The sequence below is a fragment of the Corynebacterium ulcerans genome (assembly GCF_000767685.1).
Classification (GTDB): domain Bacteria; phylum Actinomycetota; class Actinomycetes; order Mycobacteriales; family Mycobacteriaceae; genus Corynebacterium; species Corynebacterium ulcerans.
On the sequence record NZ_CP009622.1, the window covers coordinates 1,700,379 to 1,725,696 of the forward strand.

General features: G+C 53.2%; 22 protein-coding genes, 1 tRNA gene and 1 other RNA gene. 7 read left to right on the top strand and 17 right to left on the bottom strand.

Annotation, left to right across the window (positions count from 1 at the left end; genetic code table 11):
- Positions 1–138: 138 nt before the first annotated feature.
- The 3 genes from CULFRC11_RS07685 to thrC all read right to left on the bottom strand — a co-directional run bounded on the left by CULFRC11_RS07685 (position 139) and on the right by thrC (position 2,525).
- On the bottom strand, positions 139–675 hold the full coding sequence (locus CULFRC11_RS07685; protein WP_013911929.1) for an NUDIX hydrolase: 537 nt from the start codon (positions 673–675) through the stop codon (positions 139–141).
- Between the two features lie 47 nt (positions 676–722).
- Positions 723–863 carry a hypothetical protein gene (locus tag CULFRC11_RS11300; RefSeq protein ID WP_023636029.1) on the bottom strand — a complete coding sequence of 47 codons (141 nt, stop codon included), beginning with the start codon at positions 861–863 and terminating at the stop codon, positions 723–725.
- A gap of 213 nt (positions 864–1,076) precedes the next feature.
- Positions 1,077–2,525: a threonine synthase gene (gene thrC, locus CULFRC11_RS07690; RefSeq protein ID WP_031270458.1), complete on the bottom strand. Its 1,449-nt coding sequence runs from the start codon at positions 2,523–2,525 to the stop codon at positions 1,077–1,079.
- A 232-nt stretch (positions 2,526–2,757) separates the two neighbouring features.
- Between thrC and CULFRC11_RS07695 the strand changes: the two genes are divergently transcribed.
- On the top strand, positions 2,758–3,531 hold the full coding sequence (locus CULFRC11_RS07695) for a sortase family protein (RefSeq protein WP_023636031.1): 774 nt from the start codon (positions 2,758–2,760) through the stop codon (positions 3,529–3,531).
- A 9-nt stretch (positions 3,532–3,540) separates the two neighbouring features.
- Positions 3,541–4,830, top strand: coding sequence for an MFS transporter (locus CULFRC11_RS07700; protein WP_023636032.1), 1,290 nt, complete (start codon positions 3,541–3,543; stop codon positions 4,828–4,830).
- 35 nt (positions 4,831–4,865) lie between these two features.
- On the opposite strand, the gene CULFRC11_RS07705 is transcribed toward CULFRC11_RS07700, so the two are convergent.
- The 4 genes from CULFRC11_RS07705 to CULFRC11_RS07720 form a co-directional block, all read right to left on the bottom strand.
- A complete protein-coding gene (locus tag CULFRC11_RS07705; RefSeq protein WP_023636033.1) occupies positions 4,866–5,126 on the bottom strand; it encodes a Cgl2226 family protein in 261 nt (86 codons plus the stop codon).
- Between the two features lie 93 nt (positions 5,127–5,219).
- Complete coding sequence (locus CULFRC11_RS07710) at positions 5,220–5,858, bottom strand: biliverdin-producing heme oxygenase (protein WP_023636034.1); 639 nt, start codon at positions 5,856–5,858, stop codon at positions 5,220–5,222.
- A 149-nt stretch (positions 5,859–6,007) separates the two neighbouring features.
- Entirely contained in the window at positions 6,008–9,154 is a 3,147-nt protein-coding gene (locus CULFRC11_RS07715; RefSeq protein WP_023636035.1) for a bifunctional [glutamine synthetase] adenylyltransferase/[glutamine synthetase]-adenylyl-L-tyrosine phosphorylase, read from the bottom strand.
- An 82-nt stretch (positions 9,155–9,236) separates the two neighbouring features.
- A complete protein-coding gene (locus CULFRC11_RS07720) occupies positions 9,237–10,577 on the bottom strand; it encodes a glutamine synthetase family protein (protein ID WP_013911937.1) in 1,341 nt (446 codons plus the stop codon).
- A 1,198-nt stretch (positions 10,578–11,775) separates the two neighbouring features.
- Between CULFRC11_RS07720 and CULFRC11_RS07725 the strand changes: the two genes are divergently transcribed.
- A complete protein-coding gene (locus CULFRC11_RS07725; RefSeq protein ID WP_023636038.1) occupies positions 11,776–13,419 on the top strand; it encodes a CYTH and CHAD domain-containing protein in 1,644 nt (547 codons plus the stop codon).
- Between the two features lie 71 nt (positions 13,420–13,490).
- Here CULFRC11_RS07725 and CULFRC11_RS07730 read toward each other — a convergent pair whose 3' ends face one another.
- Positions 13,491–13,676 carry an SPOR domain-containing protein gene (locus tag CULFRC11_RS07730; protein WP_013911940.1) on the bottom strand — a complete coding sequence of 62 codons (186 nt, stop codon included), beginning with the start codon at positions 13,674–13,676 and terminating at the stop codon, positions 13,491–13,493.
- Between the two features lie 220 nt (positions 13,677–13,896).
- Here CULFRC11_RS07730 and CULFRC11_RS07735 point away from each other — a divergent pair, with 220 nt between their 5' ends.
- Positions 13,897–15,192: a galactokinase family protein gene (locus CULFRC11_RS07735; protein ID WP_023636039.1), complete on the top strand. Its 1,296-nt coding sequence runs from the start codon at positions 13,897–13,899 to the stop codon at positions 15,190–15,192.
- On the opposite strand, the gene CULFRC11_RS07740 is transcribed toward CULFRC11_RS07735, so the two are convergent.
- The 6 genes from CULFRC11_RS07740 to cobC all read right to left on the bottom strand — a co-directional run bounded on the left by CULFRC11_RS07740 (position 15,189) and on the right by cobC (position 21,472).
- Positions 15,189–16,574 (bottom strand): RNB domain-containing ribonuclease, encoded by a 1,386-nt coding sequence (locus CULFRC11_RS07740; RefSeq protein WP_023636040.1) that lies wholly within the window; start codon positions 16,572–16,574, stop codon positions 15,189–15,191. The two genes, CULFRC11_RS07735 and CULFRC11_RS07740, sit on opposite strands and share 4 nt — an antisense overlap.
- Before the next feature lie 79 nt (positions 16,575–16,653).
- An RNA gene (gene rnpB / locus CULFRC11_RS10930) (RNase P RNA component class A) lies at positions 16,654–17,063 on the bottom strand.
- A gap of 75 nt (positions 17,064–17,138) precedes the next feature.
- Positions 17,139–18,296: a bifunctional RNase H/acid phosphatase gene (locus tag CULFRC11_RS07745; protein WP_023636041.1), complete on the bottom strand. Its 1,158-nt coding sequence runs from the start codon at positions 18,294–18,296 to the stop codon at positions 17,139–17,141.
- Positions 18,296–19,012 (bottom strand): zinc ribbon domain-containing protein, encoded by a 717-nt coding sequence (locus CULFRC11_RS07750; RefSeq protein WP_023636042.1) that lies wholly within the window; start codon positions 19,010–19,012, stop codon positions 18,296–18,298. The genes CULFRC11_RS07745 and CULFRC11_RS07750 overlap by 1 nt, the downstream gene beginning before the upstream one ends.
- Positions 19,013–19,166: 154 nt before the next feature.
- Positions 19,167–20,333: a Nif3-like dinuclear metal center hexameric protein gene (locus CULFRC11_RS07755; protein WP_023636043.1), complete on the bottom strand. Its 1,167-nt coding sequence runs from the start codon at positions 20,331–20,333 to the stop codon at positions 19,167–19,169.
- Positions 20,330–21,472, bottom strand: a complete 1,143-nt coding sequence (gene cobC / locus CULFRC11_RS07760) for an Rv2231c family histidinol phosphate aminotransferase CobC (RefSeq protein ID WP_038620693.1) — start codon at positions 21,470–21,472, stop codon at positions 20,330–20,332. The genes CULFRC11_RS07755 and cobC overlap by 4 nt, the downstream gene beginning before the upstream one ends.
- A gap of 30 nt (positions 21,473–21,502) precedes the next feature.
- On the opposite strand from cobC, the gene CULFRC11_RS07765 reads away from it, so the two are divergent.
- Genes CULFRC11_RS07765 through CULFRC11_RS07775 form a run of 3 tightly spaced genes read left to right on the top strand, consistent with a single transcriptional unit; the run spans position 21,503 to position 23,597 of the window.
- Positions 21,503–22,153 (top strand): HAD-IA family hydrolase, encoded by a 651-nt coding sequence (locus tag CULFRC11_RS07765; protein WP_023636044.1) that lies wholly within the window; start codon positions 21,503–21,505, stop codon positions 22,151–22,153.
- On the top strand, positions 22,134–22,643 hold the full coding sequence (locus CULFRC11_RS07770; RefSeq protein ID WP_023636045.1) for a low molecular weight protein-tyrosine-phosphatase: 510 nt from the start codon (positions 22,134–22,136) through the stop codon (positions 22,641–22,643). The genes CULFRC11_RS07765 and CULFRC11_RS07770 overlap by 20 nt, the downstream gene beginning before the upstream one ends.
- Positions 22,644–22,649: 6 nt before the next feature.
- Positions 22,650–23,597 carry an SURF1 family cytochrome oxidase biogenesis protein gene (locus CULFRC11_RS07775; RefSeq protein ID WP_023636046.1) on the top strand — a complete coding sequence of 316 codons (948 nt, stop codon included), beginning with the start codon at positions 22,650–22,652 and terminating at the stop codon, positions 23,595–23,597.
- Positions 23,598–23,606: 9 nt separating this feature from the next.
- Here CULFRC11_RS07775 and cbiB read toward each other — a convergent pair whose 3' ends face one another.
- From cbiB to CULFRC11_RS07790, 3 genes are all read right to left on the bottom strand, one after another.
- On the bottom strand, positions 23,607–24,572 hold the full coding sequence (gene cbiB, locus CULFRC11_RS07780; RefSeq protein WP_038620696.1) for an adenosylcobinamide-phosphate synthase CbiB: 966 nt from the start codon (positions 24,570–24,572) through the stop codon (positions 23,607–23,609).
- Between the two features lie 120 nt (positions 24,573–24,692).
- Positions 24,693–24,765: transfer RNA gene (locus tag CULFRC11_RS07785), tRNA-Val, on the bottom strand.
- A gap of 73 nt (positions 24,766–24,838) precedes the next feature.
- A complete protein-coding gene (locus tag CULFRC11_RS07790) occupies positions 24,839–25,276 on the bottom strand; it encodes a DUF3052 domain-containing protein (protein ID WP_014836645.1) in 438 nt (145 codons plus the stop codon).
- Positions 25,277–25,318: the final 42 nt, after the last annotated feature.

Sequence of the window (25,318 nt, forward strand, 5' to 3'; positions counted from 1 at the left end):
ACACGCAACAGGCCTTGGGCACCTCGCCCCCAAAAAAAGAGGAGCCATAAGCTCCCCTTCTCATTTACACACGATATTCACAGTTTATGTGGTCGCGCATGAGTGTTCCTTAGCAAAAGACCGCAGGAAACTACACAATTATCTCGTGCGATCGCGTTTTTCATAACCCATCCGAGGGCGGAATCCGGCCGGATGCTTAAGCTGTGCGACTGCGTCACCAACCAGCAAGCGGAAACGTGGCTTCATCGGTGGCATCTGCATCACAGAGAACCATCGCACCTCTGTGCTCTCATCATCTCCGACACGCGGAGTGCAATCCCCCACGACGCTACAGCGCATGGCGGTATCCATGTAGTAGCTGATATCGCCGTTTGCGTGTTCCACAGGCCCCACAGCCCCCACTCCAAGCAGAGCATCTACGGTTACGTCAACACACGTTTCTTCCTTCACCTCCCGCACAGCTGCTGCATGCGGCTGTTCACCAGGATCCACGATGCCTGTTACAGGTGTCCATTCCCCATTATCGCTCCTTTTAACCAGCAGAACTTCTGGCACTGCTGTAATAGGCGCGCCTTCAGGAACATCCTTAATCACGATGGCCGTCACCCCAGGTAAAAACAACGGATCATGACCGATCTTGTCTCTGATCTTAAGGATAAAATTGGGTGTTGGCATGGTAAAAGTCCTTAATATCTAAAGCTACGATTGTGTCCTCTGTAGGGCTAATCCGCAGATGGTTCTTCCGTGCTTTGCGCTGCGTCACGTGCAGCTTTTTCAGCGGCTTCTTTTTTAAGTTTCTCGGCAAAAGCCTTGGGATCAAACTCGGTAAAATACTCCGGACCTGCAAATTGTTCTTGTGCCATAGTGCTCTCTCTATTCAGGGTGCGTAGCAATCTTTTAATAAAAGTCTAGTGTCCGACACGTTTTTCGGCGCAACCCAGCGGTCCTTGTTGCCGAGCTGATTAACAAGCTGGTTACAAGGAACCCACTTCTTGGCCCACAACGTGTCCACAACGAAAACCACCGGCTTCTGTACACGCTTTAGGTACACGACCGGTGGTTTTCAGCAGGACTACTTAAGCACCCGCAGAATCTCGAGAAATACTCTCCAGGATGAAGTCCTTCACTGCAGTCACATCATTAGGTAGATCTGTGACATGGCGTTGTGCGTCCAAGATTCCGGTAAAGCGCTCCGGAACCTCAGGACCACGTCCTACGGCTTCAACGATCGTATCCGTGAACTTCACTGGTAAGGCGGTCTCCAAGCACACGATGGGGCTTTCAATCTGGCTGGCCCACTCGCGCGCGACTTTCACGCCATCAGCGGTGTGCGGATCCAGCATCATCCCCCGGCGGGTATAGCAATCGGCGATGGTTGCTATACGGTCTGCATGAGTAGAACTACCCGACGCAAAACCATAATGAGTGGCAGCGTGTTCAAATGAGTCGTCATCGGCAAGGGAGAAACCTCCGGCTTTTACCTGTTCCCCGAAGAGCTCTGCGCAGCGCTCAGCATCTCTTCCTAGCAGGTCAAAAATAAAACGCTCAAAGTTGGATGCTCTAGAAATATCCATTGAAGGCGAGGAGGTCTCATGAGTCTCAGCTGCAGAACGCACGCGGTACTCACCGGTTTTAAAGAACTCATCAAGGACATCGTTTTCATTGGTGGCAACGATGAGCCTGTCGATAGGCAAACCCATTTGCTTAGCAATGTGTCCGGCACAGATATCGCCAAAGTTTCCCGTGGGAACGCAGAAACTAACTTTTTGATCGTTACTCTCCGTTACTTTGAGCCACGAGGAGATGTAGTACACCACTTGCGCCATCAAACGAGCCCAGTTAATTGAGTTCACTGCACCAATGTGGTTGTTCGCTTTAAAATCCGCGTCGGACGACACAGCTTTGACCACGTCTTGACAATCATCAAAAACGCCATCTAACGCGATATTAAAGATATTTGGGTCGTCCAGACCAAACATCTGGGCTTGTTGGAACGGCGTCATACGGTCTTTAGGGGTGAGCATGAACACGCGGATTCCGGTACGCCCACGCATCGCGTATTCAGCAGAGGAACCCGTGTCGCCAGAGGTAGCACCCAGGATGTTTAAGGTTTCTTTCCTCCGGCGTAGCTCATATTCAAAGAGCTCGCCAAGAAGCTGCATGGCCATGTCTTTGAATGCAGCGGTCGGTCCCTCAGATAGGTGGCCTATATAAATGCCGTCCTCGAGCTTGGTCACCGGGACGATTTCTTCGTCGGCAAACTTGGGCGTCGTGTAAGCGCGCGCAGTAATGGCTTCTAGATCCGCTGCCGGGATGTCGTCGACAAAGAGCTTAAGCACTTCTGCGGCTAGTGCTGCGTAACCTTGCTGGGCGAGAATACCGCGCCAGGTATCTAACGTGGCAGTGTCGAGACGCGGATAATACTCAGGAAGGTACAAACCGCCGTCTGGGGCAAGACCACCCAACAGTATGTCAGTAAACGCTACGGGGGTCTGGGAAGTGTCTCTTGTCGAAATGTAGTGCACGGCTACTACACTAGCGTCGACGGCTCTAGCGCTGAAGAAAACGGATGGACATTTCTTATCGCTACCCCCACCAATTGCATCGATTTTTATATCGTATGAGCTCGCGACTGAACCAGGCATGTGTTCTCATTTTGTTCTTGCCGGCTCGGTACTTCCCATACACATCGATTCCGCAAATAGTGGTAGATAATAGAATTTACTACTGCACGCAGACCCACCCGATAGGACTTCCGTGGAACCCAAAGACTTAAAAAAACGCTTCCTCATTGTCTTCTCTCTGTGCTTGGCAGTGGCACTAGTGGCAATGCTGGCGGCGTGGAAGATAGCGACGAGCCTCCGCGACTCCGATTCCGCGCATAATGCACTCAGTTCTGAGTCGGAGACGAGCCAGTTGAAGTCCACAGAAGACTCGGAGTCGCCTGAAAGCTCCGCATCAGACTCACCAGAACCCGAGATAAACGTTAACGCTGGCCCTCCTCCCACACGCATTGGTTCTTTCACCATGACCGGCACAGCCAGCATCACCGGTGCCACCTATGATTCGATGCCCTATGAGTTGCCACTCAATCCTGCTGGTCCTCAAGCAACGATGGTGCGCTGGGTCGATGGCTGGGGCCAATCTCCTGCCACCGCAGAACACGGCACCACCTACGTCTTAGGCCATGCGTGGGGCCAGCAGCGGCTCGTGTTTAATCCCATCTCCGAGATAGTTACGCAGCACGTGGACTTCAACCGCCCCACTCCTGTTCGCGGTGAATCCGGCGATATGATCACGCGTTATCAAACAGATGTACTCAACGGCGACGTCATCACGATGACCGATGCAGAGGGGCACTCTCGCCGGTGGGTGATCGATAATGCTTATCTCGTGGATAAATACGATGCCATCGATGACGCCGAGCTCGTCGACACCTCTATTCCCGGCCGTATCGTCCTCATCGCCTGTTCTGTAGACGGCGCCGTGGACCTCAACTACAACGTGATCGCAACTGGGCATCTTGCCTGATGATTTTCTGTGAGCCCATCTTCGAACTTTCATCCTGTTAACGCTGAGCCGCCTGGCTTCCGTCGTGCAGTTCTCGTCTGGTCATGTGCGTGCTTGGTTTATATCATCGCGATTACTGGCCGGACCTCTTTCGGCGTGGCCGGTGTTGCGGCGATCGATAGGTTCCACATCGACGCCAGTCAGTTGGCTTTATTCACCTCCGTGCAGGTGGGAACCTATGCCCTAGCTCAGATTCCGATGGGCCTGCTCATAGACCGTTATGGTCCCAGAAAGGCGCTGCTCGCCGGCGCATTGCTGATGGCAACCGGCCAAGTAGTTGTGGCGTTAAGCACCACGCTCCCCCTCGCTGTCGGTGCACGTGTTCTTATCGGTGCTGGTGACGCCACCGGTTTCCTCTCCGTCATGCGTCTTATACCGGCGTGGTTCACACTGCGCAGAGCTCCTTTATTTGCACAGTTGAGCGGCGCGCTGGGGCAAGTCGGGCAGTTTGTCTCAGCAGTTCCTTTCCTAGCGCTGCTGAATGCCCACGGCTGGGAGATAGCCTTTGTGAGCCTTGGCGCAGTCGGCATCATCATCGCGTTCGCAGCGTCGCTAGTGATAGCCGACAGCCCGCACCAGGTCGGCTATTCCCCCACGCGGAAGCGTCGCCAGGCACTCCACTACGGACCACGGCCCAGTGTTCCATTTTTGCTTTCTACTGTGATCAGGGATCCCATTGCATGGCAGGCGTTTTTTATCCATTGGGTCAATATGGCACCACTGAATGTTTTTCTTTTGCTTTGGGGTGTTCCGCTCATGAAGCTAGGCATGGGGCTCGACAGCTCACACGTGGCGATTGTCCTTACACTCGCCACTGTGGGTTCCATCAGCGCAGGTCCCCTACATGGAATGATTTCTGCGGTTTTAGGTAGGCGTCGCGACGCCGCAGCTCTTGGCACCGCGCTCATCATCGCGGTAATCCACATATGGTTCTTCTATGGTTCCGAACCACGCGGTTTTCAAGCCATCGCATTCTTAGTATTAGCCGTGGTCTTCATCATGCCGGCCGCGAATTATGGTTTTGATACGGTCCGGGAAACAGTGCCCCTCGGCGTGGTCAGCACTGCAACCGGTCTGGCAAATATGGGCGGTTTTACTGCCACGATGATCTCAGCCCAGCTCTTAGGGCTGCTTCTCGACGTCCACAGCGTAGGTACCTACACCTGGAGCGATTTCCGTTTCGCTTGGCTAGCGGTGCTGAGCGCATGGGCTTTTGGCATGGTGATGCTCTGTATATTTCAATCCCGCACACGCAGATAAAACTAACGTGGGCGGGATGTGCTTACGGAGCGCTCTTAGTGGCTACCTCGACGAGAAATGAGGGCGTCGATAAGCGAATTCAACGCTTGATCTCCAAATTGCTTCGCGTCTGAGTATGGAGCTTCTCGTGTACTACGAGGAGGCTCTGACTGGGTGTCTGCATGCACTTTAAGTACGGTGCCTTCAACGGTGATAGCTGTGCGACTTTTTGCCCCAGTCGATTCAATTGCTCGGACAAAAGTTTGCAGATCGCCCACCGTGGCGCCGTCAAGATCGAGGCTCACAACAATAGACATGGCAGAGCTCCTTAATTTAATTCCTATTTCTCTTTACGTTTTCCACCATATCGATCCACTGTCGTCTCATACATCGGGGAAATCCCCCATTTTTTAGGCAAGCTCTGCAAAAACGCGTTGGTTATAACTAAAAGCAGCGCTGGCCTCTTCAAGCATCTGTTCGACTGCTTCAGCAGACAAATGTAGATCATCAAGATGCTGACGATAGTTGTCTTTGTAGACCTTGAGTTTGTCGATGCCTTCAAAGGAATAGAACTTGAGCGATTTCTCATCCACCCCGTAATGCCGACTCATCATCCGTGCGATGACCTGACCACCAGAAAGGTCTCCCAGGTAACGCACATAGTGGTGTGCGACAAGGGCGGGGCCATGAGCTTCATCGCGGATGTGGTTAAGTCTTGCAACGTAGTCACGAACAGCAGGCAGCGCAATAAGATCTTTGCGCCATTGATCGTTGCCATGGAAATTATCAATATCCTCGGCCAGAATATCTGCGCGGTTAAGTTTCGGGTCCAGTAGATCGGTGGCAAATCCCTCCGCGCGTACTACATCAGCTGCTTCTTCCAACGCCGTGTAAAAAAGCCATGCCTGTTCTTGCAGTCGGATGAACGCCTCAGCATCCAAGCGTCCCTCAATTAAGTCACTCATAAAAGAGGAATGCTCTGCATCAGCGTGTGCCTTAGCGGTTGATTCCTTGAGCTCGGCAGCCAGTCCCTTAGTTGCGGTTGTCATTATAAGTAGCCTTTCCCTAATAGTCTTTTTGATAACTAGAAAAACCAGACTATTTAGGAAAGGGTCGCCTTACATCAACCGTCTGGTTGATTCTCCACTCCCCCTCGTAGCCAACCACTCTGCCCCATAAGCACGCGTGAGCCGACACGCTAGCTATAACCCGGGCTTATTTCTCCCCAAAAAACCTCGTCAACTACAGCTCGAGCTCGACGAGTTACCTTGAGGTAGTGATCAAGAAACTCCTGGTTATCGCTAGGATCCCATCCCGCAGCGCCCGCGATTGCCGCCAATTGTGGACCAGGCTGAGGCAATTGATCAACGCGCTTACCGCGCACAAGCACAATCGCATTCCGCGCCCGTGTTGCTGCTAACCACGCAGCACGCAATATCTCTACCTTCTGAGGCGAGATAATCGCATGCTTCTCCAGCGCATCTAAAGCACGCAGCGTTGAAGGAGTGTGAAGATCGTCGTGCTGATGCGCATGCATAAGCGTCAGCAACTGGACTGTCCATTCGATATCCGTGAGCGCACCACGACCCAATTTGGTGTGTGTGTTTCGGTCCGCCCCCCGAGGCAGGCGCTCTTCATCCACCCGCGCTTTCATCCGACGGACCTCTCTTATCACCTTGTCGGAGGCCCCTACCTGTGGATACCGAATACTCTCGATCATATGGAGGAATCGCTTTCCAAGCTCTTCATCACCTGCAACCCACTCGGCACGCAATAAAGCCTGTAGCTCCCAGACCTCCCCCCACTGCTCGTAGTACCGAGCATAAGAATCTAAAGTGCGAACAACGGCCCCGGAACGCCCCTCAGGACGCAACCCTAGGTCTACTTCCAGTGGTGGATCCCCACTGGGTTTAGCCAGCCTTGCACGCATCCGATCACATATCGTAATCGCCCATCGCACGGCTTCATTTTCGTCCTGACCGTCGACTGGGTCGCAAACAAACAACACATCGGCATCTGAGCCATACCCCAGTTCCGCCCCTCCAAGACGCCCCATACCGATAACGGCAATCTTGGCCGGCGGTATCGCGCTCTCCGACTCAGCCATACTGGCTGCTATCTCAGCACGCAACGCAGCTTCTAAAACAGCGTCCCATACTGACGATAAGCTGTGACAGACTTCTTTTACCTCCATCATTCCGAGCAGATCAGCGCTAGCAATTCGTGCAAGCTCTGCGCGCCGGAGTGAACGAGCCACTGCGATTGCCTTCTCCGGGCTTTCCTGTCGTACTGATGCTGCCACCAAAGATCGCGCTAATCGTTCGGCGGTTGTATCCAATAATTTTGGCCCACTTGCCCCATCGGCTAACTGTTTGACCAAGTCAGGAGCAGAAATGATGAGATCAGCCGTATACGGAGAGTTACCGAGAATCTTCATCAATCGCTGTCCCACGATTCCCTCGTCACGCAGCATTCGCAAAAACCAGGAGCGGTCATTAGCGGCGTCCGAGAGCTTCCGATAATTCAGAAGTCCGGCATCAGGATCGGCAGTCTGTGCCAACCATTCCATATGCGTAGGTAGCAGCATCGCTTGAATCTTTGCTTTTCTTCCCGCTTTCGCAGCAAGGGCATGCAAATGATCAAATGCTCTATCCGGGAACTTGTACCCTAAAGCCGCCAGCTGCAGCTTCGCGGCCTGCGGCGTTAGCTTAAGCGCGCCAACAGAAATGTTGACTACAGAGTTAAGAAGAGGACGATAAAATAATTTCCGATGCAAGCTAGAAATTTGCAGACGAACTCTCTTTAACTGCTGCATCATAAGCTGAGTCTCGCCCGCATCATGCGTACTTCTAAACCCTGAGGAACGCGCTAGCCAGCGCAAAACCTTCTCTTTATTAGGGTCTGGCATGGTGTGCGTTCTTTTGAGTTTTTGCAACTGCAATCGGTGTTCCAACAACCGCAAAAATTCATACGACTCAATGAGTTCCGCACCATCCTCGCGCCCAACATATCCGCCTTCAATGAGGGCTTCTAAAGCTTGAATGGTAGATAAAACCCGCAGAGACTCGTCTGATCTGCCATGCACAAGTTGCAGTAATTGGACCGCGAATTCCACGTCTCTCAGGCCACCTGGCCCGAGCTTTAGCTCCCGATTTTTGAGCTTTTCTGGAACATTCTCTAGCACCCGTCGACGCATACTTTGTACGTCAGTAACAAAAGATTCCCGTTGGCTAGCTGCCCACACCATCGGAGACAACATATGGCTATAGCGAGTAGCCAAAGGAAGATAACCAGTCATCGGGCGATGTTTGAGGAGTGCTTGGAACTCCCAGGTATGCGCCCAACGCTTGTAATACGCGACGTGAGAATCAAGGGTCCGGACCAGCGCCCCATGTTTTCCCTCAGGTCGCAGCGCAGCATCTACTTCAAAAAAGGCAGAACACCCAATCCGAATAAATTCTCCTGCTAGTCGTTGCGCGCGCGGCGTTACTGGTTCCGCGGTAAAGATAACATCAACATCCGAGATGTAATTAAGTTCTTGAGCACCGCACTTTCCCATCGCTACCACGGCAAGACGAGTATCTAGTGGTTCTTCTCCATAGACGTTGCGGGCCGCCACTGCAAGGGCTGCGGTAAGTCCAGCGTCCGCTAAGTCCGCCAACGCCTGTGTGACAACGGTAAACGGTACTTCAGGTTGACCTAGGCGTCGAGAATCTTTGGGATAGCTTCCTGCTAGATCGCTTGCAGCGATTCTAAGGAGGTAAGTTCGGTAAGTCTTCTTCAGTACTTTCTCTGCTTCTGTCCCAGAAAATCCCGCAACGTAGGTACCGGGCGTTTCCAATGATTCTTCCGCAGGATCAGGTTCTGAAAGATCTATGTCAAAGGAAAACTCACGATCCGGATTCTCACTGGCGGCCCCAGGTTCTTTCGATTCCGGACTAAACACCGCTGGTTGTGCAGCAACAGCAGATAACATCCCATGCATCATCTCTTGACGCGTAGGAAAACCCCATTGCAACGCACGCCATTGATCTTCGCATGCCGCAAGGTGATCCCCGAGAGTCGAAGATGCTCCAAGCAAGGAAAAAAGCCGCACTCTAAAAACCAAATTCTGACGCAGCTCAAGCAGGAAATCAGCCCGTGCAGACTCTTCCATCGAATCTGCTATACGCATTAATGTATTGAGAGCTAAGTCAGGGTCTGCAGAACCAGCCAATGACCACAACAAGTCCACAGAATCTGGCTGCAACCAGCCTAGGGATTCAAGATCAGCCTTGGCATTTCTACCATTAAGCCCCAAAGAGCTAAGCGACGGCACCGCATTCCGCGCAGCAGGAGTAGTCATTACTTTATTCTTCTTCCTTGGTGTACATCCCAATCGTTTTTCGTAGCTATGTCTTAAAAGCCACGGAGAAATCCCACCGGGATTAGTTTTCTAGATTGGTCCGAAGTTCCCATGCCGTAATCTGTTGCTGGTAATCGTGCCATTCGCGCCACTTATTACGCAGGAAATACTCAAAAACATGTTCACCCAGTACATCCGCCACCAGTTCTGAATGCTCCATCTCCCGCAAAGCTTGATCCAGGCTTGTTGGCAGGTCCGCGTATCCCATAGCTAACCGCTCCCGACGCGTCAAACGTGCAATATCTTCTTCCGCTGCGTCGGGTATCTCATAACCTTCTGTGATGCCCTTCAGCCCCGCTCCGATCAAGACTGCTAATGCTAAGTAGGGATTGCATGCAGAGTCCGGGGAACGCACTTCTACCCTGCGCGAATCAGCTTTGGCCAAGCGATACGTAGGAACCCTTACCAATGCCGACCGGTTAGAAGCCCCCCACGTTGCGGCAGTAGGCGCCTCGTTACCAAAGAGAATTCTCTTATAGGAGTTAGTCCATTGATTTGTAATAGCGGAAATCTCATTAGCATGGCGCAAAATACCCGCAATAAATTGCTTAGCGGTACGAGATAGACCATATTCATCATCTGGATCATGAAAAGCATTGATGTCGCCTTCAAAAAGCGACATATGAGTATGCATTGCAGACCCCGCATGATCTCTAAAAGGCTTTGGCATAAAGGTTGCGCCGATGTTGTTTTGTATCGCAACCCGCTTCATCACGTACCTGAAGGTCATAATGGAATCTGCCATAGTTAAGGCGTCAGCATGGCGTAGGTCTATTTCTTGCTGTCCCGGACCAGTCTCATGGTGTGAAAATTCCACGGGTATCCCCATAGATTCCAAAGCCAACATGGCCTGACGCCTAAACAATGGTGCATCATTTTGGCTAGCTTGATCAAAATAACTGCCGTTGTCTGTGGGAATAGGCGGAAGTCCGTCCGTCCGAAGACTTTGAACCAGATAAAACTCAATTTCAGGTGACACCATACAAGTGAAACCTTCATCAGATGCGCGCTGAAGCTGCTTTCTTAACACCTGCCGAGGATCCGAATAAGAAGGTTTTCCATCCGGATTTAAAATATCGCAGAACATCCGGGCCGTACACGAGTCAGTGTCGTTGCCATCAAAGGGTAATAGCTGAAAGGTAGAAGGATCTGGCATAGCAATTGTGTCTGCTTCTGACACTCGAGAAAATCCTTCAATGGCAGAACCATCAAAACCAATGCCTTCTTCAAAAGCACCTTCGAGTTCTGCAGGTGCCACGGCGACTGATTTCAGGTACCCCAAGATATCCGTAAACCAAAGGCGCACAAATTTAATATCTCTTTCTTCAATTGTGCGGAGTACAAATTCCTGCTGTGAGTTCATAGCTCTCACGATACTTTCTACCTTCAACATCGGGGGGTGGAACGTTCTCCCCCACAAGTTTGAGCACGCCAGCATTAATACCTTGGGGTAAGCAACAGGGGTAAGAGTGTCACAGCCTCATGCTCCAATATAAATCGCCAATACGTTCGATACGGAAATGGGGTTTAGCATGTCACAGGAAAATTTTGTTGTAGCTCAAGACGTCGCCGCACTAATGACAGACGCAGCTGTAAAAGGCTATACCCCACAAGACCTGGAACTCATCTGTCCAAGTTTCAAGAAACTACTTCCTTATATCCCTCAATGCCGAGCCGGATTACGCAACATTGCTGTGTCCGCGCCATCCATAATCTACAAGATGTGGCTAAGGTATAGCCCGCCAACTAACCTCGCACCGGCTGAAAATATTCCGCACATACTGCACAACATCCGTAATACTTTGGCAGCTCTTCCCTGTACAGCAGATTTATCTCTACTTCATTGTGCCAGTAACCAACTCTACGAATGTCCAAGCAAAGAAGGGCCCATACCCATCTTTTTCCTCCACACATCTAACGCACGCCAACAACCCAACCAAGAAGAAGTACCTGCGATACATCGGATTCAGCTTTCTCGCCCGCAGGTGTCCGATAGTTTTACGTTATTGCAAGTACTTACGCTCAGCTATGGCTGTTGCTGCGCCCTTATACACCCACAAGGAATAGCTTCCGTCTTCGGAACAGCCTCTAATATCTTTCGCACGATGCACGCATTCACTACGCTCTGTAACAAAAGCCGCCAGCTGTTAAGCCGTTTTGAGTTTCCAAGCGCCAATCAAACCTACGCAAAAAGCTTTTATACTTCCTTTGCTCTAGGAATCCATCAGAGAATTTCTCTCCCCTTAGCCTTTGACCAATTACAGTGTCGGCTATCCATTTGGAATTGGCTTAGTCATGACCCGGCTTTTCTTAACGCCTTAGAAGACTTTTACGTGTTAGCCCATCCACATAGGCCCAGCGCCCGTGATTCGATCGGCACCACAGACGGAAAATCAGCAGCAAAGATTGTGTGCCTTGCCGACGCACTCATGTGGTGTGACTGTCTCACATGCACAACTGGTTTGCAGGACATGTGATCTCTTCATACTAGGCCGCGCCTGATGTCCTTTGTCTCAAAAATATACTGACACTCTTGTACAAGAACTGGTAGAACTCAAAGCATGGGAATAACGCAACAGCTTGAGGTAGAAAGAAAATTTTCAGTCGCAGATGATCAGCCCGCACCGCATCTCTTAGAGATCGCTTGTGTGTCTGAGGTTGCTGAATCAACAGTTCACTCGTTGTCTGCACTGTATTTTGACACTCCAGACCTCAGACTGTCTCGCGCAAAAATAGCCTTAAGGCGCAGAACAGGAGGCAAAGACTCTGGGTGGCATCTCAAAATCTCCACCCCTGAGGGACGAATAGAAACTCATGCACCGCTCGGAGACGATTCTCTGGAAAACCCGAAGGTACCTGAAGAGTTACTCTCTTTTGTCCGTTCCATTATCCGTAACCAGCCTCTATCTCCCATCGCCAGAATTGATAATGAACGCCACGAAACCCTGCTAGCAAACGATGAGGGAGAATACCTCGCAGAATTTTGCGATGATCATGTCCGGGCCTGGTCATATCTACCTGGTGGAACCGAGTCTCAGTGGCGAGAATGGGAAATAGAGATAACCGCGTATAGCCAAGATCAAGGGCTCGGGACAGAGATTATCGAGTCTGCTGAAGCCGTGTTGGTTAAACAAGGAGCTCACACAGCACAGTCTTCTTCCAAGATTGCGCAGGCTTTGGGGAACTCTGTCAATAACGTACCGCTTCCTCCGCAGGTAGCGCAGCTCGATCCGGAATCTCCTGAATACGCACTGATAGCTGCGTTAAAACGCAATCGCGACAAACTTGTAGCGCTGGACCCATTAGTCAGGCAAGACGCACCCGATTCTATTCATCAAATGCGTGTGGCCACCCGTGAACTACGCAGCCATATGCAGACATTTGATGGACTTCTTGGTGGAGAGCGCTACAAACAGATTGAAAAAGACCTCAAAATCTTTGCACGCATCCTTGGAGTAGCCAGGGACGCAGAGGTGATAGCAGCTAGGTTTGAAAAACTTATCAACCATAACAGTGATGGCTTGTTGGACTCTGCAACATCGGAATTCTTGCTTAAAGATATCCAACGTGATTATTTCCTGGCACACCGTAGAGTTATTTCTACATTAAACAGCCAACGTTACCTTGCCCTTTTAGACTCACTCGATGTGCTCTTAGCCGAACCTCCGATTCTCAGCGGAGCTGAGAGCAACGCTAAGGAGTCTGACCACGGGGCCTCGCACGAAGCGCATTCTGAAGCCGTGCTTTTCCGTCACCTAGAAAAAACTATGCAGCGCTTATATGAGCAAGACCGGAAAGCACGCCGAGAACATCAGGATGTAACGATCCCGCTGGAACGTCGAGAAGCAAATTTTCACGATGCCCGCAAAGCTGCAAAGAAACTCCGTTACTCAGCTGAAGCTATCGGTGATTCCACATCTTTAAACACCGATAAATTGTATGCAGCATGTAAACGTCTCCAGACAGTACTGGGCGATTTCCAAGATGCCGTCACTTCCCGCGATCGCTTGTATGAAAAGGCACTACGCGCAGAACGTAAAGGACACTCGGCCTTTGGATACGGAGTCTTGTACCAGCAAGAGCATCAGAACAGTATGAGTGCTCTCGACGACTATCCCAAGGCTTTCTCCAAAGTGACTAAGGCATACCGAAAGTTCTCTAAAAGCGTAGAAAAGTTCCAGAAGAAGTCACGAAAACGTGATTAATCGTTGATCTCTATAGCTGGCGAAGAGGCGGCCTATATAGACCGCCTCTTCGCCAGCTAAGCACATAAGGATTAGTCTTCCCACTCCTCATCAGCAGCGTCCGCTGCCTCATTGCGCTCTTTTACTTTGTCAAGGGCGTGTTCTGCTTCTTCCCTCGTATCATAAGGCCCCATCCGGTGCTCAAAACTTGAGGTTTTCCCTTGTTCCACTTTTCCAGTGGCTTGGTTGTAGAACCACTTTTCATCTTCATGGTGCATGCTAAAACTCCTTGTATCAGGCTTGTGAACCACACTTCCTAGAGCAAAGCTCACATTACAAGGATGCCACTATCTCGGTGGCGATGTCTATGATGCACAATTTGTCATGTTCTTGCGGGATGCCACAGGAGTAGCCTCCTAGTCTTTGCAAAACCACTAAAGTGAATGAAGCGCCGAGAATCACCGCGCCGTCGATCGTTTTTATGTAGAGGAGCTCCGTATGCCAGTGTGGCCCCACCCCGAGGTCAACGTTGTCGATCATGCACTACAACTGCATTCTCGTCGTATCGGATGCGAATCTGATCTCATTTCTGCCGCGTCAGCACCGGCAACGTGGTCGCTGATAGGAGACCACACTGATCATGCAGGCGGCGTGGTTTTAACAAGTTTGTCGGATCTGCGCACTGCCGTTGCTATTTCCCCACGGGGGGATGATCGGGTAAGCGTGAACTTTTACCAGTTCACGCAGACCGGAGAGTTATCAGAACTGCCCCCAACCACAGCCTCGCTTGAAGATGTCACACTCTGGCAGTCTTCTCTTGCTTCCTCAGACGGATCTGCGCAAGCTGTCCCGAGCGCACCGGAGAACACAGAGGCCTCACGGCTCGCTGTTTTGATCTACACCATGGTTCATCGCCAAATGCTTAGCCGAGATTCGCGCGGATTCGACATCACGGTTATCAATCAGATTCCGCCACATGCCGGTTTAGGCGAAAACGAGGCAATGCTGGTCGCTACCGCGTTGTCTTTAGCTGGCGATTATGAGGAGATTGACTCTGCCCCTGTGCGGGCAAAGTTTGCCGAGGTTTGTTTCCAAGCGGCTATAGCTATGGGTGACCGTCCGGTGTTACGTGCACGTTTCACTACTGCTTTGCGAGGAGCCACTGGCCAACTCAACATTATCGACTATGCCGATGGTTCGATCACTCAGGCTGCGCATCCGATCGGCGACCCCACCCGCACTGTTGCATTGGTTGTTGCTCCTCCCACGCATTCAGATCGGGCACAGGAAGTGTTGCGCCGAGAAAAGTTTATCGCGGAGGCCACTAAAGCCTTTGCTGCGGAAAGCTTGAGAATGCTCCCAGATGCGGAAAGCAGGGTCATCGATTGGTTGCGCGCTGTGCATGAGATCAAAGGACCGGACGATATCCCTCCTATCGAAGAAGCAACCCAGTGGCTAGATTTTTTGACTACGGAAACCTCGGCAGCTTTAGAACTAACGCAGGCCGTTCGTTCACGCAGGCATGCCGACATGTTTCCCCTGCTGTGTAATTCACAAGCGAATACAGAAAAACTCTATGGAGTCACGGGGGCAGACTCTGCGCTAGCTCAACTATGTCTGGTCCGAGGTGCACTCAGCGCCCGCAGTGCCGCAGCCGGCTTATCAGACGCAGTTGTTGTGCTGGTGGAGCGTTCTCACGTAGAAAACTTTGCTGCTGATGCCTCGGCAGACGGGCTTACCGTTGTAGAGCTTCTCGACGGCCACGTGGCCGCCCCAGCTCTTAGCACGTCTTAATCCGCAGGCCAGGCGAAGCGTATCTCACGTTTCTCCACATCTGTGCTGACCAATGTCACAATAGTTTGTTCTCCGACGGCCGGTAACCCCAAGCACTCCGCGATAACGGGCGGATCTTCTACAAAGATCCTAGAACTCGTGTTGGCCGCATTATTACTCAGGACCACAGCTGTGAAATTGTGTCCGACCCACGGGGCGAGCACTGTAGCTTCTGTGAGGTCAAGGCACGCCTTATCCACTGCGCTCGCTGTTGTACTACTGTGTTTCATCGCAGCTACGGCCTCGGAAAGAGTGTCGCTCACCCACGAGGGAATCGGCTGCTGGTGAAACAAAGACAGACATATTTCTGTGGCGTAACGGTCTATGAGGCGCCGCAATGGTGCGGTGACATGCGCATAATAGCCTCCCACCCCTGCATGGACTTCTGCTGTTTCTTCTCCTAAGACTCGGTACTCGGCGCCCCTCAGTAGCTTCTGCGCTGCTCGCATCAACACCATCGACCGTGGTTCTTCCAAAGAAATGCTGTCAAGATCTACGTCTGCTGGAAAGCCCAACGCTATGGCTTCTTGGGCGAAGGCTTCCAACGCGCTTTTGCTAGCGGGGGCAAGGGTACGCAGAACGCCCACTCCGTGCTTAGCCATCAGGTTTCCGGCACACATTCCGGCAAGCAGGGAAATCTCAGAGTTGGCATCCATAGATTCATAACGAGGTTCGATCACCAGGTGGATCTCTCCGTCCGGTTCTTTTTCTACGCTTTGGCTGGGCATACGCAGATTTACTGCAGTTGACCGCAGCTTGCTGTGCCGACGCACACGCCCGACTTCAAATAAGTAAAGAAGTGAGGGATGCAGCGAGCCATCTGTGTGATCCTGTTGGACACGCTCATAATCAAACCGAGCACGGCTACGCACTAATGCCCTATCAAGCCTAAAATCGATCACTTCCCCTGCGGGATCAATATCAATGGTCCACAACACGGCCGGTCGATCCACGGTCGGTAAGAGGCTCGCTGCGCCCTCAGAAAGCGCGGCCGGGTGCAGCCGTGCTGGCTCGTCCGGGAGATAGATTGTTTGTCCTCTACGTAAAGACTCCTGCGCCACCAGGTCGCCCCCGCCATAGTTCAAGAAAGCGGCGACATCGGCGATTGCATAAAAGATACGAAACCCCTCAGGCGTTTTCTCAATGCATACCGCTTGATCGAGGTCTTGTGAGCCAGCTGGGTCGATCGTTACTAGTTCAATATCGCGCCGATCTATTCGGTGGTCCGGGAGGGCGTCGACAAGCTGGCGCGCCTGGTTTTCTACATCTTGAGGAAATCGCGTGGTCACACCGTATTCATCTGCGATCGCACCAAAATCAAGGAAGGCGGCATAGAGCTTCATGCTTTCCGATCATGGCATATTCTGGGCAACTCCGCCTGTCGAATTCTTCAACAGACTTTTGTGCGCAAAAAGAATAAGGCGAATGAGCCAACCTATAAGCCGGATTCTGTACCCCTTTTCAAGCAAAGGGGCGGCGATCATCCATCTGGACGTACCATCGCTGGCCGCCTCAAGCAGCTACCCACGGACTCAGGCGAGCAGCCCTCAAACATCCGTGCAGACATACCCGAAGGTACGCCCTAATGCCTTGCTCCCAGTGGGGTTTACCCAGCCAGACTAGTCACCTAGCCTGCTGGTGCGCTCTTACCGCACCGTTTCACCCTTACCCAGAAGAATCTGGGCGGTCTACTTTCTGTTGCACTTGCCCGCAGGTCACCCTGGGTTGTTGTTAACAATCACCGTGCTCTGTGGAGTCCGGACTTTCCTCGACCACAGGCCGCACGCTGTGAAAACGGCGGTACCTGTAGTCGCGATCGCCCAGTCGGCTCATTCGCTGTTGTGACTCTACTACTATGCGCCCCAAGCTGCTAATTCTGCAGGGATAGCGCGCGGTTCTCACGAGGCCTAGCGCAGATACGACGTGTCGTTGACCAGTCGAACGCACGTGGGACCATCCGAGTAAAACTCCGCAATGGATAAAGACGCTAAGTCAAGGTGCATCCGATGGAACATTCCGGCGGAGGCATCAAGCGCCTGACGCAGGATGGATTTGATGGGAGTCACATGGCTCACCACGAGGATGGTGGCCTCCCCGTACTCACGCTGCAGTTCTTCCCTCACTCGTTTTATCCGCCGATGAGCCTGCACAAGTGATTCTCCTCCAGGGGGAGCAACCTTGGGGTCTGCAAGCCATTGCTGATGTAGCTCTGGGTCTGATTCATGGGCTTGGCTGAAGGTCAGGCCATCCCATTGTCCAAAGTCCATTTCTCTCAGATCATCCAGAGTCCGGATATCGCTCATCCCGAGGGCTTGTGCAGCTGCCGACGCCGTTTCTTGGCAGCGTTTGAGCGGGGATGACACAATCACGTCAATTCCCCCACGGGAGGCGAGGTATTGCGCGGCGCGCTCTGCTTGATAGCGCCCTAGCTCGGAAAGACTCGGATCACTAAGCCCGCTGTATTGCCGTGCCGCAGACATCGGTGTTTGCCCGTGGCGCAACAGAAGGAATCGGGTGGCATCTGTGGTCGCACCGTTCCATGTTTTTGGCGCAGTAGCGTGTTGGTCTCCAGCGCAATCGTCTTTCTTCGTTGCCGGCTCGGTGCAACTTGCCGCGGAGAGGGAATCGCCGCCTAGATCCAGAAATCCAGGCTGTGCCCCTTGTGCCAAGGCGTCCATGGCTTTATTGGCCAACTCATCTGCTCGCGCATTCTGCTTACGCGGAATCCATGTGTATGTGATCGAAGCAAACCCTGAGGCGATATCCCTGCAGCTGAGAGCAAGCTCTTTCATGTCAGGGTGTTTAATTTTCCAGCGTCCCGACATCTGTTCCACCACAAGTTTGGAGTCCATAAGGACATCCACTTCCGTTGCGCCCAGCTCGCGAGCGGCAGTCAACCCGTTCAGAAGCGCGTGGTATTCCGCAACATTATTCGTCGCAGTTCCCACGATGTAGGCCAGGCGACGCAGAATCTTGGTGTGGGTGGCGTCGAAAAGCACGGTCCCGGATCCGGCAACACCTGGATTTCCGCGAGAGCCTCCGTCTGCTTCGATAATGACCTTCATCAGCTTGCCTGCCTCACAAGATAGCTGCCGCAGTCAGGACACTGCGGAAGAATATTCATGGGGGTATTGCGAATCATAGAAACATCCGCTGGCGGAAGGATAATGAAGCAGCCGCCGCAACTACGTCCGTTAAACGCAGCCACGCCTACGTCGTTGATGTCGCGCTGCGAATCAAACTCCACGATGATGTCCTCTGGCAGCAGGTCCCGCAATTGGGTGATTCTTTCTTCTTGGGTTGCTGCGGTGGTGTCTACCGGAAGAGCTTCCAGGGCCCTGCGGGCTGCCTCGATTTTGGTGTCTGTGTCCACGACTCGCGCTTGGTTAACCTCAAGGTTATTGCGCAAAGCGTGGATCTCGTTATGGGCTTCTTGCAGCTCACTCATAAGATCTGCGATGCGGGACTTGGCGGAATATATGTCGTGCTTAATATCACGCCGCCGCTCAATATCGGTCTCTGCGGTGAGCTGACGTTTACCGTCTTGTTCACGGCGGCGTAGTTTGCGCTCGTCTTCCTGGATACGGCGAATCTCTAGTTCCATATCATCGACGGCCATCTGCGCGGCGGCGGCTGCCTCGCGATTACGAGACTGCTCACTCATCAGCCGATCAAGTTCTTCTTGTTCCTCGCTGACCTTTGGCGCCACACTCGTGGATGCCGAGCGGGTGATGGTGGACAACTCCAGCAGCAGCGGTTGTAGTGTGCGATCAAGCTTCATGAGAGTCCTTACCTTCAGGTTTCTGTAGTCTTTGTCGAGTTATCACAGGCTCGTTCCAGTCGGCGACGAGCGCAAGCAAGCCCTTAATCATAGCCTTTTCAGGTCAAAGGAAGAAACGGCCGCGACCATTGCTTTAAGCTTCTCGACGCCCACCTTATAACGACTTTTCCCCAACCGACTGCGGATGCGCCGACAGCGTCCACGGATCAGTTCTGATAGGCACAATATCCACCGTTACGTCTGGCAACGCACGTGCCAGAATCTCCGAGGCCTGTTCCGTCCATGGATATTCGCTAGCCCAATGCGCTGTGTCCACCAGGAATGGCCCGTCCGCCCGGCGCGACTCATCGGCCGGGTGATGGCGCAGATCAGACGTCACATACACGTCAACGCCTAGCCGTGCTACGGCATCCAGGAAGGAGTCCCCTGAGCCAGATGACACTGCGATCGTCTGTACTAGTGCCTCGGGGTCTCCTGCGGCACGCACGCCCCAGCTTGTTTCGGGGAGCGCATTAGCTACTTGTTGGACAAAATCGGCAAAAGGCATGGGTTCTGGCAGCGTTCCTACCCGGCCGAGCCCATAAGCTTGGGAAAGATCCTGTGTGTCTTCCATGCTCACCACGTCAAAAGCTGGTTCCTCATAGGGATGGGTGGCGCGCAGCGCCGTCATAATCGCGTTGCGTACAGCGCGCGGCGCAACGAATTCGACTCTTATTTCGGGGCCTGAGTGAAGATCCCCAGGAACTCCTGTGTGGGGAGTGGCGTCTTTGTCAGGCAGGAATTGTCCTGTGCCTGTGAAGTCAAAGCTGCACTCCGAATATTTGCCGATCTGCCCCGCGCCGGCGTCGAAAAGCGAGCGCTTGACGGATTCCACGGCCTCCGCGGGTACCTGCACTCCCCACTTGTCTATTCCTTGTGGTTTGGGCTGTACGGGGCGGCCCGGCACGATGCCAACGAGTTCAGCGAGCTTGTCGTTGACCCCGGGGCGCGCGGAATCCGCGTTGGTATGGGCGGCAAAGAGCGCAACTCCCCCACGGATCAGGGTATGTATGACTTTGCCCTTAGGGGTATCCGCAGCCACGGAGGTCACGCCACGCAACAACAATGGGTGATGCACGATAAGCATGTCGGCTTCTGCGTTGACCGCGGCTTCCGCAACTTCTTGGGTGCAATCAAGCGCTACAACGATTTTGTGCACCTCTTGCTGAGGATCGCCGCAGATGAGACCCACTGCATCCCATTTTTCTGCAAGGTACGGCGGATAAGCTTCCTCCATAACGGAACGTACATCTGCGACTGTGGGCTGGGTATTCTGAGTCACTTCGGGTCTACTCCAATCTGCTGTAGCTTTTCTATCAGCTCACCAACGTACTCACGGGGTCTAACCGCTAAGCGCCAATAGGTTGAGTCTAGGCCAGGGAAAGTGTCACAGCGCCTCACAGCGATGCCCAGGCTCAGCAACTCCCTACGCATGTGCTCGGCATCCCCACGCATCTCAGCTGGCGGTTGGACAAGGATAAAAGGAGCCACTGACGGGGCTACCAGGCTAAAACCAGCGTGTTCCAGCTGTTTTACCATGTCTTCTCTGTGCTGGATTACAGCGCTTCTCAAGGCCTCTAGTTGGCTGACTCCCGTCGTCATGATGGACTCAATAGCGCGAAAGGCCAGACTTCCCACCGGCCAGTGAGCTCTTCCATGAGTGAGCGTGTGAATCACTTCGGGGCTCGCCACCAGATACCCCACTCGCAAACCTGCGATTGACCAGGTCTTGGTAAGGCTTCTTAAAACTATTACGTCATCAAACCCTGAGTGTGGATCGCCAGCTTTGCCGGGTCCTATCATCGATTCGGATTCCCCCACGATGTCCATGAATGCTTCGTCTACAACGAGGTGACGACCAGGAGAGCGAAGCCCACAGAGCTGATCAACGCTGTGGAGTACTCCCGTGGGGTTGGTGGGGTTGCCGATGACCACCATGTCTGGCCCTATGTCCTCGGCGGGATCTAGGGCCAGGGTGCCATCCAGTGTGAAAGGCTCGGGGAGGATGATGCGCTGGAGTTCCACGCCGGCGTCGAAAAGCACAAGGTCTGGTTCGCTGAAGCTCGGGTGAATAAGCGCTGCTTTAGTGGGTTTAAGCTGAGGAAGCATGGCAAAGCCCTCAGAAGCACCGCACAGGATGAGCACGTGATCGGGTGAAATTCCGTGGTATTGAGCGATCAACTGTCTCGCAGACTCATCCTGCTCATCGTGGGGGTACTCGGCAAGATGCGAGAGCTCTGCAGCCAGATCTGCCACAAGCCACTCCGGTGGCGTCGGATCTGCAACGTTGACCGCAAAATCCAATCGCGCTCCTCGAGCATCAATATCGCCGTGAAGTCGCGACAACGGTGGGACGGTGGGAGTGCTTGGTGCCTGGTTGGTGGCAGCCGTAGCTAAGGCATGAGGAAAACCGTGTAACACTGATCCGAGTTTAGTGGGAAACTACAAAGTATGAGCACTCTTCTGATTGACGTTGATGGCACTATTGTTCGGTCCTACCCAGGCATCCGAACAAGTTTTATCGAGGCGATGAATCATATTGGGCACCCTGTCCCCGATGAAGATTGGCTCCATCGCATTCCCGGACCACCTATGGATGAGACTATGCGTTCCCTCAACCTGGATCCGGACACAACGTCTGAGGCTCTCGCTGCTTTTCGACGCCACTACGACAACGGTGGCTGGCGCGATTGCGAGCTTTTTGCCGGTTGGGCCGAGGCGCTACCAGAATGGAAAGCACAAGGTCTTCGCGTCTGCACGGCAACAAGTAAGTCGGAAAGTCTGGCTCGCGAAGTTTTGACGGAACTGGGAGTGGCTCACCATTTTGACTTCATCGGCGGCGCTGATGCTACAGAGGGAAGAAAAACAAAATCACACGTCATCGCTCATGTGTTGCAGTCCATGAACGTGGAGGCTGGGAACTCAGATATCCTCATGATCGGAGATCGTTTCCATGACGTTGAGGGAGCCCAAGAATATGGGATACCCACAGCGCTCGTCGGCTGGGGCCATGGTAGCCCTAGCGAGTGGGAAAGCGCACACTTCTATGCTTCTGATATGGCGGATTTGAAAGGAATTGTCCGTGACTTCTTCGACTTCTGAGCACAATCCCCGTACTTCTCTCCACATTGTGTTTGTCTGCACCGGTAATATCTGCCGCTCACCGATGGGAGATGTGATTCTGCGTAGTGTCATAGAAGACGAAGGACTAGAACCATACGTCACAGTAAGCTCATGCGGCACGGGCGGGTGGCATATCGGACAAAAGGCGGATAAACGCGCGCTGGCTGAGCTCCGCCGTGCCGGATACGATGGCGACAGCCACCGAGCGGCACAACTTGGCGAAAAACACGAGGATGCGGACTTGTTTATTGCGCTCGACAGTGGGCACCGCAATGCGTTGCTTCGTTATGGGTTCGCCCCCGATAAAGTCCGGTTGCTACGCACCTTCGATCCGGCTGCGCACACTTATGACGTAGAAGATCCCTACTACGGCGATGCTCACGATTTTGAGATTGCCCGCGTGCAGATTGAGTCTGCGATGCCGCAGCTCTTAAAGTGGATCAAACACGAGCTCCAGGAGAAAAGGTGATCAACCGTGTCTAGGTCTACAAGGCGAGCATCAGGGTGGCGGATTTTTCTCAAACCGGGGTGGGTCATCACCGCAGTTTTAGCAATCGCGTTTTCTTACTTTGCCATCACTGTGCTCTCCCCTTGGCAGCTAAACAAAGATCATGACATCGTTGCCCGCAACACTCATATCGAGCAGGCTTTTGATACCGACCCCTCCACCATCACTGATCTCTTTGACAGCGCGGGCAACATCAAAGGCGATAACGAGTGGATGCGAGCAACGCTAACGGGACGCTACCTCCCGGATAAAGAAGTTTTGCTGCGGATGCGCCCTGTTGACGGCTCGCCTGCTTATCAGTCGTTGGTTCCCTTCCAATCCGAGAACGGGCAAACGCTCCTGGTCAATAGAGGCTTTATTCCCCTCGAAGCCGGAAAACCGCCTCGCTTAGATAAGGCCCCCTCAGGTGTAGTGACCATCGTGGGGCATGCGCGCCATAACGAGGGAATCCCCGCTACACCACCGCTCACCGCAGATGGCTACACGCAGGTCAACGGAATTAGCACGGAACAGATCAGCACGCTTATCGACGCCCCTCTGGGGATCGACTATCTCCAACTAGCAAGCGATCAACCCGGTGAAGTCCACGCCATGCCGATCCCTAAGCTCGATCGCGGCAACCACCTCTCCTACGGATTCCAGTGGATCGCGTTCGGTGTCATGGCCCCGCTAGCAGTGATCTATTTTGTCTGGGCCGAGATCAAAGAACGCCGGCGGGCTAAGGAAGAGGAAGCCCAAATGCAAGAGGCTGCCCAAGACACTGCTGCCGAAAAGCACACAGACGTCAACGCAACTGCCTCTCGCCAGGAGACAGAAACAAAAACAGATCGCGTTGCTGCCACCATGCGCAGTAGGTATGGCAGCACCCGGACTATTGCCCCACGGAAACGCGATCACCGTCGAGACAACTTCTAGACCCGCTCTTCAGCTATGGCCTCGCTGTGCTCGTGACGCTATTTGCTGTAAAGCCACCACAGTCAAGGCCACCAACGCCTGAGTCCACCGAGACAATGAGACGGCAGTTGTGATCGTCTCTGTTGTAGGGGCCGGACCACGCCCCAACACCGGCCGCATTTCTACGCCATGAGGGTACTGTGTAGCCCCTCCGAGTTGCACACCCATAACAGCCGCCGCTGTGGCTTCTACCGGCCCAGCGTTCGGGCTGGGGTGCTGGGGGGCGTCTTCACGCCAAGCACGCACGGCGCTGCGTCCGCGTCCCATGACTGCTGCGGCACCCACATGGACGACAGCGGTGACGCGCGCGGGCACGTACGCGAGGACGTCGTCAAGCTTTGCTGCAGCCCACCCGAACTCGCTATAGCGCTCGTTTTTATAGCCCACCATCGCATCCAAGGTGTTCACACACCGATGCCCCACTACTGCCGGGGCACCAAAAACAGACCAGACCAAGGGAGCGATGGTGGCATCCGATGTATTTTCCGCTAGCGATTCCACTGTCGCACGCGTAATCCCTTGTTCATCGAGCTGCTCCGGGTCCCGGGAGCACAGCCACGGTACGAGAGCACGCGCCGTGGCTGTATCGCCGTGGGCTAGTGCACGGGCCATACGTGTTCCTGTTTTCTCCAAGGTGGTTCCGCCCAACGCGCCAAAAAGAGAAGCAGCAAGCATAAATCTAGGCATGCGTCGCGCCGCCACAGCGCTAAGGACAACCGGAGGCAAGACAGTGGCGGCGACAAAAACAGCACCGGCTTTCTTGCTAGGGCGATACACCCGTTTTTCCATGTACTGCGCGTACCGACCAAAAATCGCCACGGGATGCCACCGACCACCGGGGTCTCCCAGCATCCTGTCGAGGGCTACTCCGGCGATTACTCCCAGTGCCAATGATTTCTTGGGATACGGCGTGGACTGTGGGACTAGCTCGGGCACGTTATTGCACTCTCCCTTTTAAAAACGAAAAGGGGTGGAGCTACCAAGTGGCTCCCCAACGATGGTCATGAAACGCAAAGCGGCGACTCCTTGTTCTAAGGAGCCGCCGCTTTGCGTTTGTGCGCCCTGACGGGATCGAACCGCCGACCTGCTGGGTGTAAACCAGCTGCTCTTCCAGCTGAGCTAAAGGCGCATACTTCCGATACATCAGACCTGCTGAGGCATCGGAAAGAATACTAACACGAAGTGGTACTAGTAATGCAAAGTCACTGCTTATTGCCCCTTTGCACCAAGCAAGAACCTTGCCAGGAGCCAAGTCTTTCGGCTTTTGTTTGTACGAGCCCTGCGAGTTGAGCAGACTCGGAAATCTCACCCGGATCGAGTGCACCGGATTTACCGGCCCCCGGACTGAGCAACCAAATACGGCCGTTTTCAGCAAGGGGTCGAACGGCATCGACTAGTCCATCGACCAAGTCTCCGTCGTCTTCGCGCCACCACAACAAGACAACGTCGCATGCTTCGTCCGTGTCTTCGTCGAGAAGCTCCTCGCCGATAATGTCTTCTAGTGCTTCACTTATGGAGCTATCGCAATCTTCGTCCCAGCCGACTTCTTGCACTGTCATGTCGGCGGTGACACCAAGGCGGAGAGCGTGGTTTACGCCTACGGCCTCAGAATTCTTCTCCTTGAAATCTTGAGCGTTCATCGACAATAAACTCTACAACCATATGCTCGTTTTCTCTTCTTT

Excerpts from the sequence above, each read along its gene's own strand:
- CULFRC11_RS07730 (WP_013911940.1), bottom strand. The coding sequence starts at position 13,676 with ATGCACCATGAAGATGAAAAGTGGTTCTACAACCAAGCCACTGGAAAA.
- CULFRC11_RS07750 (WP_023636042.1), bottom strand. The coding sequence starts at position 19,012 with ATGAAGCTTGATCGCACACTACAACCGCTGCTGCTGGAGTTGTCCACC.
- CULFRC11_RS07740 (WP_023636040.1), bottom strand. The coding sequence starts at position 16,574 with ATGAAGCTCTATGCCGCCTTCCTTGATTTTGGTGCGATCGCAGATGAA.
- CULFRC11_RS07725 (WP_023636038.1), top strand. The coding sequence starts at position 11,776 with ATGGGAATAACGCAACAGCTTGAGGTAGAAAGAAAATTTTCAGTCGCA.
- CULFRC11_RS07790 (WP_014836645.1), bottom strand. The coding sequence starts at position 25,276 with ATGAACGCTCAAGATTTCAAGGAGAAGAATTCTGAGGCCGTAGGCGTA.
- CULFRC11_RS07715 (WP_023636035.1), bottom strand. The coding sequence starts at position 9,154 with ATGACTACTCCTGCTGCGCGGAATGCGGTGCCGTCGCTTAGCTCTTTG.
- CULFRC11_RS07765 (WP_023636044.1), top strand. The coding sequence starts at position 21,503 with ATGAGCACTCTTCTGATTGACGTTGATGGCACTATTGTTCGGTCCTAC.
- CULFRC11_RS07685 (WP_013911929.1), bottom strand. The coding sequence starts at position 675 with ATGCCAACACCCAATTTTATCCTTAAGATCAGAGACAAGATCGGTCAT.
- CULFRC11_RS07705 (WP_023636033.1), bottom strand. The coding sequence starts at position 5,126 with ATGTCTATTGTTGTGAGCCTCGATCTTGACGGCGCCACGGTGGGCGAT.
- CULFRC11_RS11300 (WP_023636029.1), bottom strand. The coding sequence starts at position 863 with ATGGCACAAGAACAATTTGCAGGTCCGGAGTATTTTACCGAGTTTGAT.
- CULFRC11_RS07745 (WP_023636041.1), bottom strand. The coding sequence starts at position 18,296 with ATGAAGGTCATTATCGAAGCAGACGGAGGCTCTCGCGGAAATCCAGGT.
- CULFRC11_RS07710 (WP_023636034.1), bottom strand. The coding sequence starts at position 5,858 with ATGACAACCGCAACTAAGGGACTGGCTGCCGAGCTCAAGGAATCAACC.
- CULFRC11_RS07720 (WP_013911937.1), bottom strand. The coding sequence starts at position 10,577 with ATGAACTCACAGCAGGAATTTGTACTCCGCACAATTGAAGAAAGAGAT.
- CULFRC11_RS07735 (WP_023636039.1), top strand. The coding sequence starts at position 13,897 with ATGCCAGTGTGGCCCCACCCCGAGGTCAACGTTGTCGATCATGCACTA.